Genomic DNA, 12,476 nt, shown 5'->3' with positions numbered 1-12,476 from the left:
CCCGACATGACCAACCCCCGCCACAACCTGCGCGACATATTCCCCCCCACCGGCCCCGAGATCAGCGCGAAGAGCTGGCTCACCGAGGCGCCGATGCGCATGCTGATGAACAACCTCCACCCCGACGTGGCGGAAAACCCGCATGAGCTGGTGGTCTACGGCGGCATCGGCCGCGCCGCGCGCACCTGGGAGGATTTCGACCGCATCGTGGCGAGCCTGAAGAGCCTCGAGGCGAACGAGACCCTGCTGGTGCAGTCCGGCAAGCCGGTCGGCATCTTCCGCACCCATGCGGATGCGCCGCGGGTGCTGATCGCCAATTCCAACCTCGTGCCGCACTGGGCGACCTGGGAGCATTTCAACGAGCTCGATCGCAAGGGGCTGATGATGTACGGCCAGATGACCGCCGGGTCGTGGATCTACATCGGCACGCAGGGCATCGTGCAGGGCACGTTCGAGACCTTCGCCGAGGCCGGGCGCCAGCATTACGGCGGCGACCTCACCGGCCGCTGGGTGCTGACCGGGGGCCTCGGCGGCATGGGCGGCGCCCAGCCGCTCGCCGCGGTGATGGCCGGGGCCTGCTGCCTCGCGGTGGAATGCGACGAGAGCCGCATCGATTTCCGCCTGCGCACCCGATACGTCGACGAGAAGGCCACCTCGCTCGACGAGTCGCTGGCGATGATCGAGAAATGGACCGAGGCGGGCGAGGCGAAATCGGTCGGCCTGCTCGGCAACGCGGCGGAGATCTTCCCCGAGCTCGTGGCCCGCGGCATCCGCCCCGACATCGTCACCGACCAGACCTCGGCGCATGACCCGGTGAACGGCTACCTGCCCGCCGGCTGGACCCTCGGCCAGTGGCGCGAGATGCGCGAGAGCGACCCGAAAGCGGTCACGAAGGCCGCGAAAGCCTCGATGCGCGTGCAGGTGGAGGCGATGCTCGACTTCCACGCCCGCGGCATCCCCACGGTGGATTACGGCAACAACATCCGCCAGATGGCGCTCGAGGAGGGGCTGGAGAACGCCTTCGACTTCCCCGGCTTCGTGCCCGCCTATATCCGGCCGCTGTTCTGCCGCGGCGTCGGGCCGTTCCGCTGGGCGGCCCTCTCGGGCGACCCGGAGGACATCTACCGCACCGATGCCAAGGTGAAGGAGATCCTGCCCGACAACGCCCCCCTGCACCGCTGGCTCGACATGGCGCGCGAGCGCATCGCCTTCCAGGGCCTGCCGGCGCGCATCTGCTGGGTGGGGCTGGGCGACCGCCACCGCCTCGGCCTCGCCTTCAACGAGATGGTGGCGAAGGGCGAGCTGAAGGCCCCCGTGGTCATCGGCCGCGACCATCTCGACAGCGGCTCGGTCGCGAGCCCCAACCGCGAGACCGAGGCGATGCGCGACGGCTCGGACGCGGTGTCGGACTGGCCGCTGCTGAACGCGCTCCTCAACACCGCCTCGGGCGCGACCTGGGTGAGCCTGCACCATGGCGGCGGCGTGGGCATGGGCTTCTCGCAGCATTCCGGCGTGGTGATCTGCGCCGATGGCACGCCCGAGGCCGCCGCCCGCCTCGAGCGCGTGCTCTGGAACGACCCGGCGACCGGCGTGATGCGCCATGCCGATGCGGGCTACGAAAGCGCGCTCGACTGCGCGCGCGAGAAGGGCCTGCGCCTGCCGGGCATCCTCGGCACCTGACGGGGCCCCGCGCCGCGGCGCTCCGGGCCTGACCCGGAGCCTCCCGCGCGGCCCCCGGAGGCCCCGGCTCTGCGGCCGGGGCAACGCGACGCCTCTCGCAGGCGCCGGAGAAGAAGAACACCCGACAGGAAGGACACTCCATGCATTACGCCCCGGCCTCCGAGCCCTGCCCGCTGCCGTTCTCTCCCTTCAAGGCCTGCACGGTGCCGCGGCCGATCGGCTGGCTGTCGACGATCTCCGCCGACGGGCAGGCCAATCTCGCGCCCTATTCGCAGTGGCAGAACCTCACGTTCGACCCGCCGATGGTGATGTTCGCCGCCAATCTCTACGGCGACGGCCGGCGCAAGGACACGGTGCTGAACGCCGAGGAAACCGGCTGGTTCGTGTGGAACATGGCGACATACGAGCTGCGCGAGGCGGTGAACCGCTCGGCCGAGGACCTGCCCCGCGGGGTGGACGAGTTCGACCGCGCCGGGGTGACCAAGGCCGCCTGCATCGACGCCCCGGGGCCGCGCGTGGCCGAGAGCCCCTGTCATTTCGAGTGCCGCTACCTGCAGACCCACCGGCTGGAGGGCCGCAGCGCCATGGGCACGGTCGACGTGGTCTACGGCGAGGTGGTGCGCATCCACGTGGATGACCGGGTGGTGACCCCGCAGGGCAAGCTCGACATTCCCGCCATCCGCCCGCTCGCCCGCATGGGCTACTACGACTACACCTCGGTGACGGAGGTCTTCGAGATGCGCATCCCCGGCTCCACCCCCGGCGCCGGCCAGGGGCTCGAGGGCCGGGTGACGCGCTGAACCGGGGCCCCGGCGGGCCGGCCGGGATCGCGCCGCGGCCGGATGTTCCGGGCAGGCCGGTCCTGCCCCGGCGGCGGCGCGCTCTGCGGCGCGGCGCGCCGCACGGGCGCCGCGGGCCCGCCACGGGGCTACCGCCGACACGACAAGGCCCCCCGCGGAGGTCGCGGGGGGCCATGTGGAGAGCGGTCCGGCGGGATGGCGCCGGGCTGCGACCCGGGCTCAGTTGCGGCTGGCCCAGTCGTCGATGCGCTTCTCGGCCTCGTCGCGGGCGATGCCGTACTTCTCCTGCAGGATGCCGGCGAGCTTGGTCTGGTCGCCTTCGATCTTGGCGACATCATCGTCGGTCAGCTCGCCCCATTCGCGCTGCAGGGTGCCGCTGAGCTGCTTCCAGTTGCCCTTGATCTGATCCATGTTCATCGTGGTTCTCCTTCGCTGAGGGATATTCGCCGGTACAATGCCCGGAGGTGCCGGGCGGTTCCCGTTGCGGACCACGGATTCTTCGCGGAACTTTTTCCGCCTTGGCGCGTTGGTGGATCTGGCGCGCGATATCGGACGCGCCGGGCAGCGACGCCAGGTGGCAACGGGGGAATGACGGCGATGAAATATCTGGCGAGGCTCGTGGATCTGGCTCCGGTCGGGCTGTTCATCATCGCTCTTCTCGCCACGCTACAGGTCGCCCAGGAAGTCTTCGCGCCGGTGCTGCTCGCCATCATGGTGGGCATCGTGCTGAGCCCGCTGGCGGACTGGCTGCGCAAGCGCCACCTGTCGGACGCGGCCGTGGCGCTCATCCTGCTGATCGCCGGGCTCACCTTCCTCGCCCTCGTCATCACCGCGCTCGCCACACCGGTCAGCGAACTGGTGGAACAATGGCCCTCGATCTGGAGCCGGCTGCAGCTCGTGCTCATCGACGTGCGCTCGGCCCTCTCCTCGCTTCAGACGGTGCAGGAGCGCCTCACCGCCGCGATGAACGACGAGAACCAGATGACCGTGCAGCTCGACGGCGGCGGCGGCGTGGGCTTCGCGCTCACCTACGCGCCGGCGCTGGTGGCGCAGACGCTGGTGTTCGTCGGCGCGCTGTTCTTCTTCCTGCTCACGCGCAAGTCCATCTACAACACCATCGCCCAGATGGGCCGCACCAAGGAGGAGCGGGTGCATCTCGCCGAGATCCTCGCGGATGCGGAGGGGCGGGTGTCGCGCTACTTCCTGTCGATCTCGGTGATCAACGCCTGCCTCGGCACCATGGTGGCGCTGATCATGGCGGTGCTGGGCATGCCCTTCGCCATGGTCTGGGGGCTGGTGGCGGCGGCGCTGAACTACGTGCTCTACGTGGGGCCGGCGCTGTTCACCGGCATGCTGCTGATCGGCGGGGTGATCCATTTCACCGGGCTCTACGCCCTGCTGCCGGCGGCGAGCTTCCTGTGTCTCAACCTGCTCGAGGGCCAGTTCATCACCCCCGCCATCATCGGCCGCACGATGACGGTGAACCCGCTGCTGGTGTTCATCTCGCTGGTGTTCTGGATCTGGCTCTGGGGGCCGATCGGCGGGATCATCTCCATCCCGCTGCTGCTGGTGATCACCGCGCTGGTCTCGGCCGGCGAGCGGCGGCGCACCCTGCCCGAACCGATCGTGGAGGAGGCCTGAGGCCCCGGCCGGGCCCTACGCCCCTCCCCTGCGCCTAGACCTCGCCGGGTCGTGGATATCGCGGGCCGGCATAGGTGTAGCCCAGCGCATGGCCGCCGCGCAGCGCCGAAAGCGCCCCGCCGCAGACCATGCGCGGGCCGCGGATCTCCAGCCCGGCGAGGGCGGCGGTGAGCGGGCCGGCCACGGCCTCCGCCCCATCGTCGACCAGCACCACCAGCCGCTCCAGCCCGAACAGGCTCAGTGCCAGGGGCAGCGCCTCCGGCCGGGCGGAGAGCATCGCCTCGGCCACACCGGCGGTCACCATCAGCCGCGCGGGCGGGATGCCGGCGGCCGCCTCCTCCGCCAGCGCGGGCAGGCCGGGCGCCTCGCCCAGCAGCAGGCTGCACACCAGCGGGTCCGGCTCGCGCAGCAGCGAGGCGGGGCAACCGGGCGCGGTGTCGGCCAGCAGCAGGCGCAGCAGGCCGAGCTTCTCGCGCAGCAGGCCGGTGGCGAGGGGCGGGTGGCCGGCGGGGGCGAACAGGGGATCATTCATCGAGGCTCATCCTCGCAAACAGCGCGCGCGACAGGGCCCGCGCCTGTCCCGGCCGGCGCTCCACCATGGCGGTGAGCGCCTGGCGGACCATGCTCAGGCTGCCGATCATCTGCCCCGTGGACCAGGGCCAGGACATGGAGCCGGAGCGGAAACGGTAGCGGAACAGCGGCTCCGGCACCATCTCGGCCCGGTAGCCGGCGGCGGCGAACTCGAGCCAGAACACCCAGTCGTCCGCCTCGCCGTTGCGCCGGGTCACGTCGAAGCCGATGGCGCGCAGGGCCTCGGTCTCCACCAGCGCGGTCATGCGGTAATCGTTGCGCAGCATGTGCACGTGATCGTGCAGCAAATGGCGCAGCACCACCTCGTCGCTCTGCTGGAAATTGAAGCGGTGGGTGAGCACGGCATTGGGGGTGTGGGCGTTGGCGTTGTAGGCCTCGAGCACCCGGGCGAGGTAGCGCGGGTCGAGGATGTCATCGGCGTCGAGGAACAGCGAGAGCCGGCTCGGCGCCCGGTCGATCAGCGTGGCGCGCGCGGCCATCAGCCCGCCGTTGGGCTGACGGATCACCTCGCATTCGGGAATGCGCATGCGCGCGTAGTCGAACCAGTGGCGCGCCTCGGGCGGCGTGCCGTCATCGCAGATCAGCAGCCGGGGCACGCCCGCGGTCTGCTGCGCGAGGCTCTCGATCGTCTCGACGATCCCGGCATCGGGGCGGTAAACCGGCATCAGCACGGTCACGTCCGCCAGCGTGGCCGGGCGGCGCACCTGCACCTGCACCCGGGCATAGCCGCGCTTGGCGCGCAGGGCAGTGTCGTATTCCTCGGTCATCCGCGCCGCGATGCGCGCGGGGTCGAGCGCCTCGGCATTCACCTCCTGCAGCTCGGCGGTGATGGCGGGGGCCTCGGCGATCATGCCCTCGAAGCGCCGGGCGAGGTGGTGGGGGTCCGAGAGGTCCTCCTCCAGCACGTGGTGCTGCAGGCTCTCGGGGAAGAACTCCGCCATCGGGGTGCCCTTGCGCACCACCGGGAACTGGCCGTGGTCGATGCCCTCGATACAGGCGTAGGAAAAGGTCTCCGCCGCGCCGAAACTCGGCGCGATGGCGCCCGGCCGCAGCAGCCCCAGCGCCAGCGGGCGTGACAGCATGCCGGTGAGCAGCACCCGCTCCGCCAGCCGGGGCGAGAGGCGCTTGCGCACGTAGGCCTCGATGTCGCGCTCGCGGAAGGGCGTGTTCACCTTGCGGCCGATGAGCATCAGCGTCTCGAGCGGCATCACCTCGTCGATCACGTTGGCGAAGAGCACCAGCTTGTCCACCCCCTTGGAGATGGAGACCCGGCCCATGTAGGTGAGCGCGTTCTGCAGCGCGTCGAACCCGGCGCGGCGCTCGAAGCGGTAGGGCTCGCGCACCAGGCTCACGTTGTCGACGATGCCGTAGGAATTGAGCCGGCGCAGCGCCACCTGCGAGGGCGCGATCACAAGGTCGGAGGCGCGCAGCTGCTGGCGCTCGCCGCTCAGGTCGTTCTGGGTGGCGATCTTCGGGCCGATCTGGTCGGCCTCGTAGAAATCCTCGATGAAGCCGTGGTTGTAGGAGACGCAGAGCAGGTCGGGCCGGTCCGCCCGGCTCTGCCAGCCCTGGAAGAAGCTCAGCGCGGGGGAGAGGAAGTCCGGCGCCTCGACCACGTCGATCTGCCATTCGCGCACCAGCCGGCCGATCTCCGGCTCCAGCAGCGCCGAGGTGGCGATATTGTGGTGCGAATGCGGGAACTTGGCGTGCAGCCGCGGCAGCGATAGCCGCAGGATGCGCACATGCGAGGGCTCGAAGGGGCTGAAATCCTCCACCGGGCCGGGGTCGCGGAAATGCCAGGAGAGCAGGAACACCTCGTGCCCCTGCGCCCGCATCGCCTCGGCCATGTAGGCAATGTAGGTGGCGATGCCCCCGGCCGGGAACAGCGGCGACTCGTTGGTCACGTAGAGGATGCGCATCGGCTCAGGACGCCGTTCCGTCCACCCGGAAGGAGGACAGGGTGAACTCGTAGCCGCGCTTCTGGTTCACCGGAAGGTTGAATATCACCCGGATCTCGTCCTCCTCCTCCGCCTCGGCGATGGCCTCCATCGCGGTTTCGGGCAGGCTCACCTCGAAGGGCAGCGGCGCGTCGAGCGAGGGCAGGCTCTGCATGCGGATGTTGCGGAACTTGCCCTCGGCGTCGAACACCCGCAGGGCGAGTCCGAAATTGTCGCGCAGCTGGTCGGTCGGCTCGGCGGAGGCGGGGTCGGTGTCACGGAAGCCGCAGACGAAGCGCAGGGTCACCGCGCTCAGCCCGTGCAGCGCCTTGCGGTCGAGAACGGTGGAGAGCGAGACCCATTGCGACAGCGTCTCGCCCCCGAAGCGCGGCGCCACCACCAGGCAGGAGGAGGCCGCGCCGGCGCCGGCCATTCCGGGAAAGGAGACGCCGCGAAGGACGCAGCCGTTGCCCTCCACCTTGTCCCAGGACACCCAGAGCCCTTCGTCGGCGCGGAAGTTCGGCGGGATCTCTCGCGGCGGGAAGCCGGAGTCGCGGGTCACGAAATGCTCCAGCGCGGAGGGCACGTGGCGGCTCGGGCTCTCGCGCAGATACTCGCCCTGTGCTTCTGCAATGCGAATATCCATCGAGTGACGCATCGATGAAATCGCCTTCTCGAGCAGAAAAACCTGGTTGCGCACATCGACTGGGTCGATCTTTGTCGTGCTCATCGCACTTAGTCTCCGGATGTTCTTTCAAGACCTTTGCAGGAGCCGGAAACGGGCCGGCGCCGGCTACAATAACTCATTGCACAGCAATATGTGCGAGCGATTAATGTCAACCCCGGATACAGCGGCCGGCCGGCGGGGAGGCTTACGTGCCGGCAGCCGGGCTTGACCGGCTCCGCCGGGCGGGTGAGAAGGCGGGATGAAAACCTTCATCGACACCGATCCCGGGCTCGACGACGCGCTGGCCATCCTCGCGGCCCTGCGCGCGCTCGAGCTCGACGTGCGCGGCATCACCACGGTGGCGGGCAACATCGGCCTGCCGCAGACCACGCGCAACGCCGGCAGCCTCGTCACCCTCGCGGGGGTGGAGGGCCTGCCGGTGGTCCCCGGCGCGCCGGGGCCCCTCGCCCGGGCCGGCATCGACGCGACCGAGATCCACGGCAACGACGGGCTCGGCGCCGTGGTGCTGCCCGATCCGGTGGAGGCCCCGCTCGACATCCCCGCCGCCGACTGGCTGGGCGGCCAGGTGACCGAGGACGCCCAGATCCTCGCGCTCGGGCCCCTCACCAACATCGCGCTGATGCTGCGCGACCACCCGGCAGCCCGGCCGGACCGGATCATCGCCATGGGCGGCGCCATCCGCGAGCCGGGAAATTCCGGGCCGAGGGCGGAGTTCAACATCGCCGCCGACCCCGAGTCCGCCGCCGAGGTCTTCGCCTCCGGCGTGCCGATCGTGCTGATCCCGCTCGACGTGACCCGCCGGGTGCGCGCCTCGGCCGAATGGGTGGCGGGGCTCTCCGACGGGCCGGTGGCCCGCGCCTCGGCCGAGCTGGTCTCGGCCTTCTTCCAGCGCGGCGCGGGGGTGGACACCTCCGTCACCCGCCCGCTGCACGACCCCTGCGTGACGATCTACGCCCTCGCGCCCGAGCTGTTCCGCGGCGAGCGCATGCGCCTCACGGTCAACCTCGCGCATGACGGAGACACCGGTGCCCTCACCGCCGAGCCCGACCCCGACAGCCCCATCGAGGTGCTGATGGAGGTCGACGCCCCGGCCGTGCTCGCCGCCCTCGCCGGCCACCTGAGCGACTGAGCGCCCGCCCGGGTGCCGACCCTTCCGCCCGGGCCCCGCGAGGCTCCGGCTCTGCGGCCGGAGCAGCGGTGCGCGGGAGGGCCGGCCGAGTGGCCGAGTGGCCGAGTGGCCGAGTGGCCGAGTGGCCGAGTGGCCGAGTGGCCGAGTGGCCGAGTGGCCGAGTGGCCGAGTGGCCGAGATGATCCCGGCCACGGCCGCCCGGCGCGGTCAAGCGCGGCTCAGCGGGCCAGCTCGGCCCGGACCACCTCTTCCCAGAAGCGCACCCCGGCGGGGATGGCGGCATCGTTGAAATCGTAGCGGCCGTTGTGGTGCAGCGCGCCCTCCTCCGCCGGGCCGTTGCCGAGCCAGACATAGGCGCCGGGCACCCGGGCGGAGAACTCGGCGAAATCGTCTCCCGCCGTGGAGGGCGGGAAGGCGGGCACCACCGCGTCGGGCCCCAGCGCCGCAGCGATGGCGGCGCGGGCGATGTCGGTGCAGGCGGGCTCGTTCACCACCGGCGGGATGCGGCGGCGGAACGTGTAGTCGGCCCGGATGCCGAAGGAGGCCGCCACGCCCTGCGCCAGCCGGCCGATCTCCTCCTCCAGAAGGTCGCGCACCGGGGCGGAATAGGCCCGCGCCGTGCCGCCCACCCGCACCGTCTCGGGGATCACGTTCAGCGCGGCGAAATCGCCGGCCTCCAGCGCGCAGGCGCTCACCACCGCGGGCTCCAGCGGGTCCACCCGCCGGGCGGTGACGATGGAAAGCTGGGTGAGGAAATGGCCGGCGGCGGTCACCGCGTCGCGCCCCTGGTGGGGTTTCGCGCCATGGCTGCCCCGGCCGGTGAACACCACCTCCCAGCTGTCGGAGGAGGCGAGCTGCGGGCCGGGCACCGCGGCGATCCGGTCCACCGGCAGGCCGGGCATGTTGTGCAGCCCGTAAGCCGCATCCACCGGGAAACGCTCGAAGAACCCGTCCTCCACCATCGCCTTCGCGCCGCCGCGCCCCTCCTCCGCCGGCTGGAAGACGAAATGCACCGTGCCGGTGAAATCCCGCGCGCGGGCCAGCCGCTCGGCCGCGCCCAGCAGCATGGTGGTGTGGCCGTCATGGCCGCAGGCATGCATCCTGCCCGGCACGGTGGAGGCCCAGGGCGGCGTGCCCACCTCGGGCATCGCCAGCGCGTCCATGTCGGCGCGCAGCGCCACCGCGCGGCCCGGCCCGGTGGTGAGCGTGCCCACCACGCCCGTGCGCCCCAGCCCGCGGGTGACCGCGATGCCGGCAGCGGCGAGGCGCTCGGCCACGATGGAGGCCGTGCGCTCCTCCTCGAAGCCGAGCTCGGGGTGGGCGTGCAGGTCGCGGCGCAGGGCGGTGAGGCGGGCGAGTTCGTCGTCGGCAAGAGGGATGGTCATCGTCGGCTGTCTCCGGGCTGGCAGGCTGGGCGCGGGCCCGGACAATCCCCCCTCCCCGGCCGGATGACAAGCCCCGGCCGCCACCCCGCGCCGGCGGAGGCCCGGAGCGGCCTTCGCCATGCCCGCCCAAGCTGCGGGGGCCGGCAGGCCCCCTCGGCGCGGCGGGCATCCCCCCGGGCGGTTACTGGAACCCCCCGTCGGGGTCTGGTACACAGGTCCCGACCAAGCGAGGAGACCGCCCGTGACCGACTTCGCCCCCCACGAGTTCTGGCAGCACATCTACGCGCCGGGGCATTTCGAGACGGCAGGCGATTTCGACGGGCTCTACCCCGCACAGCTCCCCGACGGCCACCAGATCGCCATGCCGATCCGCGAGCTGCCCGGCGGCCAGGGCACCGGCGTCGCCTCGCTCATCGTCACCCAGGCCAGTTTCGCGGTGGAGGAAGAGCTCATCGCCGCGATGGCCGGCCATGCCAGCGCCATGGGCGCCGAGCGCATCGTCGGCGTGCCCACGCTGGGCCTGCCGCTGGCGCATGGCGTGGCCCGCGCCCTCGGCCACCGGCGCTACGTCGCCCTCGGCACCTCGCGCAAGTTCTGGTACGAGGAGCGCTACTCCGAGCCGATGTCCTCCATCACCAGCCCCGAGCAGCAGAAACGCCTCTACGTCGACCCGCGCATGCTGCCGGTGCTCGCCGGGCGCAGGGTGGTGGTGGTCGATGACGTGGTCTCCAGCGGCCGCTCCCTCGCCGCCACGCTGCGGGTGCTGGCGAAGGCGGGCTGCATCCCCGTGGGTGTCACCGTGGCGATGATCCAGACCCGCCGCTGGGAGGAAACCGTCCGCGCCGAGTGGGACGGCCCGCTGCGCGGCGCCTTCGAAACCCCGCTCCTGCGCCGCACCGAAGCGGGCCGCTGGCGCGAGGCTTGAGCTGCCGCGCCGGGCCCTGCCGCCCGGGCGTCAGAGCCGGCCGGCGATGGTGCGCACGGCGTCCAGCAGGTGCGCCTCGGTCTCGGCGGCGCTGCAGGGCCGGCCCATCATCGCGCGCAGCACCGGCTCGGTCACCAGCATGTCGTGGAACAGCATCGCGAGGCGCGGGGCATCGTCCACGCCGGGCAGGTGGCGCGCGATGATCGCCTGGCTGCGCCGCGGCCCCACCGCATACCAGTGCTCCATGAGCTGGGGAAACTGGTCCGAGCTCGCGATGATCATGCGCTGGAAGGCGATGTGCCGCGGTGCGAGCAGCTGGTGCAGCAGGGTGCGCCCCAGCGCCGCGAGAGCGGTCCCGCTGTCGACCGGCCCGGGCGCGAGCTGCTCGAGCGGCGAGAGGAACTCCTCGCTCAGCCGCTCGACCACGGCGATGAACAGCCCCTCCTTGCCGCCGAACTGCTTGTAGACATTGGTCTTCGACCCGCCGGCCGCGGCCACGATCTCGTCCACCGTCACCGCGGCGAAACCGCGCGAGAGAAACAGCTCCGCCGCCTCAAGCATCAGGGCCTGCTGGCGGGCGAGGCCGCGGGCGGTAAGGGTCGGGCGTTCGGTCATGTCGATTTCCGGGCTGCCTCCTGCCTGGGCGATGGCGCGTGGTGGTGGGCGATGCGGAAGGCCTTGCGGTCCACGTGCTGGCCATACAACAGCGAAGCGATGACGATGGCCACCCCCAGCGCCTGCACCGGCGTGGGCACCATGCCGCGGAACACCGCGTCGAGCACGAAGGCGGTGATCGGGGTGAGCAGCAGCATCGGCGCCACCGCCGAGGGCCCGGCGCCCTGGATGCCGGTGAACCACAGCACGAAGGGCAGCGCGGTGATCAGCAGCGCCACGATCGCCAGCCCGGCGAAGTTGAGCGCCGTGAGCCTGTCCGGCACGTCGCCCAGCAGCGCCGCCACCACCGCGAGCTCGACCCCCGCGATGAGCATCTGCCAGGCCGCGAGCCCGATGATCGAGGCCGGCCGGCCCCACTTGTGCACCAGCGTGCCGCCGAGGGCCACCGAGAAGGCCGCGCCGAGCGCCGCGAGCACGCCGATGACATCGAGCTGCGCCCCGCCGCGCAGCACCACCATCGACACGCCGATGGCCCCCGCCGCCACCGCCGCGAGCTTGCCCCGCCCCGGGATCGCGCCCAGCACCGGCAGGGCGAGCAACACCATGAACAGCGGCCCCAGCGCCTGGAATGTGGCCGCCACCCCGCCCGGCAGCCGGATGGCCGCGACGAAGAGCAGACCGAAGAACAGCCCGTTGTTGAGCGTGCCGAGCACCACCATCCGGCCCCACCAGGCGCGCGGCAGCGTCTCGCGCGCCAGCAGGAGCAGCGGCAGCGCGCCGCCGAGCGCGCGCACCGCCGCGATGAACCAGGGGTTCGCCGGCAGCATGGAGGTGGTGAGGATGTAGGTGAACCCCCAGAGTATCGTTGCGGCAGCGGCCGCGGCTTTCGGAGGAAGTGTCATGTGACCTCTCAGACGATTGTCGTGGTCCGCCGTGCGGGGTGATTCGATACGTGATGTGGTGACTTGATACGGTACCGTATCGTACAACTCCAGAGAAACCCTCACCTGGGGGCCCGGGCGGCCGGCGCACCGGCACGCTCTCGGGCGGCAAGCGCCAGCGGGAGATGATCGGGCGCAGACTGT

General features: G+C 71.4%; 12 protein-coding genes. 5 read left to right on the top strand and 7 right to left on the bottom strand.

Features of this window, described 5'->3' with window-relative positions; genetic code table 11:
* The first annotated feature begins 6 nt into the window (after window positions 1-6).
* Both hutU and D3P35_RS08215 read left to right on the top strand, forming a co-directional pair.
* The gene (hutU, locus tag D3P35_RS08220) at window positions 7-1,680 is read left to right on the top strand and encodes a urocanate hydratase (RefSeq protein ID WP_118134231.1); all 1,674 of its coding nucleotides are present in this window, start codon (window positions 7-9) and stop codon (window positions 1,678-1,680) included.
* Between the two features lie 140 nt (window positions 1,681-1,820).
* The gene (locus tag D3P35_RS08215) at window positions 1,821-2,480 is read left to right on the top strand and encodes a flavin reductase family protein (protein WP_118134230.1); all 660 of its coding nucleotides are present in this window, start codon (window positions 1,821-1,823) and stop codon (window positions 2,478-2,480) included.
* Window positions 2,481-2,699: 219 nt separating this feature from the next.
* Here D3P35_RS08215 and D3P35_RS08210 read toward each other — a convergent pair whose 3' ends face one another.
* Window positions 2,700-2,897, bottom strand: a complete 198-nt coding sequence (locus D3P35_RS08210; RefSeq protein WP_118134229.1) for a CsbD family protein — start codon at window positions 2,895-2,897, stop codon at window positions 2,700-2,702.
* Window positions 2,898-3,077: 180 nt separating this feature from the next.
* Between D3P35_RS08210 and D3P35_RS08205 the strand changes: the two genes are divergently transcribed.
* Window positions 3,078-4,121, top strand: coding sequence for an AI-2E family transporter (locus D3P35_RS08205; protein WP_157982067.1), 1,044 nt, complete (start codon window positions 3,078-3,080; stop codon window positions 4,119-4,121).
* 34 nt (window positions 4,122-4,155) lie between these two features.
* Here D3P35_RS08205 and D3P35_RS08200 read toward each other — a convergent pair whose 3' ends face one another.
* The 3 genes from D3P35_RS08200 to D3P35_RS08190 are packed head-to-tail and all read right to left on the bottom strand — an operon-like array spanning window position 4,156 to window position 7,379.
* The gene (locus tag D3P35_RS08200) at window positions 4,156-4,653 is read right to left on the bottom strand and encodes a hypothetical protein (RefSeq protein ID WP_118134227.1); all 498 of its coding nucleotides are present in this window, start codon (window positions 4,651-4,653) and stop codon (window positions 4,156-4,158) included.
* Window positions 4,646-6,631: a glycosyltransferase gene (locus tag D3P35_RS08195; RefSeq protein ID WP_118134226.1), complete on the bottom strand. Its 1,986-nt coding sequence runs from the start codon at window positions 6,629-6,631 to the stop codon at window positions 4,646-4,648. The genes D3P35_RS08200 and D3P35_RS08195 overlap by 8 nt, the downstream gene beginning before the upstream one ends.
* 4 nt (window positions 6,632-6,635) lie before the next feature.
* On the bottom strand, window positions 6,636-7,379 hold the full coding sequence (locus D3P35_RS08190; RefSeq protein WP_118134225.1) for a hypothetical protein: 744 nt from the start codon (window positions 7,377-7,379) through the stop codon (window positions 6,636-6,638).
* A 196-nt stretch (window positions 7,380-7,575) separates the two neighbouring features.
* Here D3P35_RS08190 and D3P35_RS08185 point away from each other — a divergent pair, with 196 nt between their 5' ends.
* Complete coding sequence (locus tag D3P35_RS08185) at window positions 7,576-8,466, top strand: nucleoside hydrolase (protein WP_118134224.1); 891 nt, start codon at window positions 7,576-7,578, stop codon at window positions 8,464-8,466.
* 218 nt (window positions 8,467-8,684) lie between these two features.
* Here the strand turns inward: D3P35_RS08185 and D3P35_RS08180 are convergent, their stop codons facing one another.
* Window positions 8,685-9,851 (bottom strand): M20 aminoacylase family protein, encoded by a 1,167-nt coding sequence (locus D3P35_RS08180; RefSeq protein ID WP_118134223.1) that lies wholly within the window; start codon window positions 9,849-9,851, stop codon window positions 8,685-8,687.
* A 241-nt stretch (window positions 9,852-10,092) separates the two neighbouring features.
* Between D3P35_RS08180 and D3P35_RS08175 the strand changes: the two genes are divergently transcribed.
* Window positions 10,093-10,776, top strand: coding sequence for a phosphoribosyltransferase (locus D3P35_RS08175; protein ID WP_232830422.1), 684 nt, complete (start codon window positions 10,093-10,095; stop codon window positions 10,774-10,776).
* 30 nt (window positions 10,777-10,806) lie between these two features.
* Here D3P35_RS08175 and D3P35_RS08170 read toward each other — a convergent pair whose 3' ends face one another.
* Both D3P35_RS08170 and D3P35_RS08165 read right to left on the bottom strand, forming a co-directional pair.
* Window positions 10,807-11,391 carry a TetR/AcrR family transcriptional regulator gene (locus D3P35_RS08170; protein WP_118134221.1) on the bottom strand — a complete coding sequence of 195 codons (585 nt, stop codon included), beginning with the start codon at window positions 11,389-11,391 and terminating at the stop codon, window positions 10,807-10,809.
* Entirely contained in the window at window positions 11,388-12,293 is a 906-nt protein-coding gene (locus D3P35_RS08165) for a DMT family transporter (RefSeq protein ID WP_118134220.1), read from the bottom strand. The genes D3P35_RS08170 and D3P35_RS08165 overlap by 4 nt, the downstream gene beginning before the upstream one ends.
* Between the last annotated feature and the right edge of the window lie 183 nt (window positions 12,294-12,476).

Origin of the sequence: Oceanicella sp. SM1341, assembly GCF_003448965.1 — a bacterium.
Taxonomy (GTDB): Bacteria; Pseudomonadota; Alphaproteobacteria; order Rhodobacterales; family Rhodobacteraceae; genus Paroceanicella.
Note: the sequence above shows the minus strand (reverse complement) of the source record. Positions and strands in the feature narration are given on the sequence as shown.

What these genes read in the sequence shown, in the direction of transcription:
- hutU (WP_118134231.1), top strand. Translation starts at nt 7, where the DNA reads ATGACCAACCCCCGCCACAACCTGCGCGACATATTCCCCCCCACCGGC.
- D3P35_RS08215 (WP_118134230.1), top strand. Translation starts at nt 1,821, where the DNA reads ATGCATTACGCCCCGGCCTCCGAGCCCTGCCCGCTGCCGTTCTCTCCC.
- D3P35_RS08210 (WP_118134229.1), bottom strand. Translation starts at nt 2,897, where the DNA reads ATGAACATGGATCAGATCAAGGGCAACTGGAAGCAGCTCAGCGGCACC.
- D3P35_RS08205 (WP_157982067.1), top strand. Translation starts at nt 3,078, where the DNA reads ATGAAATATCTGGCGAGGCTCGTGGATCTGGCTCCGGTCGGGCTGTTC.
- D3P35_RS08200 (WP_118134227.1), bottom strand. Translation starts at nt 4,653, where the DNA reads ATGAATGATCCCCTGTTCGCCCCCGCCGGCCACCCGCCCCTCGCCACC.
- D3P35_RS08195 (WP_118134226.1), bottom strand. Translation starts at nt 6,631, where the DNA reads ATGCGCATCCTCTACGTGACCAACGAGTCGCCGCTGTTCCCGGCCGGG.
- D3P35_RS08190 (WP_118134225.1), bottom strand. Translation starts at nt 7,379, where the DNA reads ATGAGCACGACAAAGATCGACCCAGTCGATGTGCGCAACCAGGTTTTT.
- D3P35_RS08185 (WP_118134224.1), top strand. Translation starts at nt 7,576, where the DNA reads ATGAAAACCTTCATCGACACCGATCCCGGGCTCGACGACGCGCTGGCC.
- D3P35_RS08180 (WP_118134223.1), bottom strand. Translation starts at nt 9,851, where the DNA reads ATGACCATCCCTCTTGCCGACGACGAACTCGCCCGCCTCACCGCCCTG.
- D3P35_RS08170 (WP_118134221.1), bottom strand. Translation starts at nt 11,391, where the DNA reads ATGACCGAACGCCCGACCCTTACCGCCCGCGGCCTCGCCCGCCAGCAG.
- D3P35_RS08165 (WP_118134220.1), bottom strand. Translation starts at nt 12,293, where the DNA reads ATGACACTTCCTCCGAAAGCCGCGGCCGCTGCCGCAACGATACTCTGG.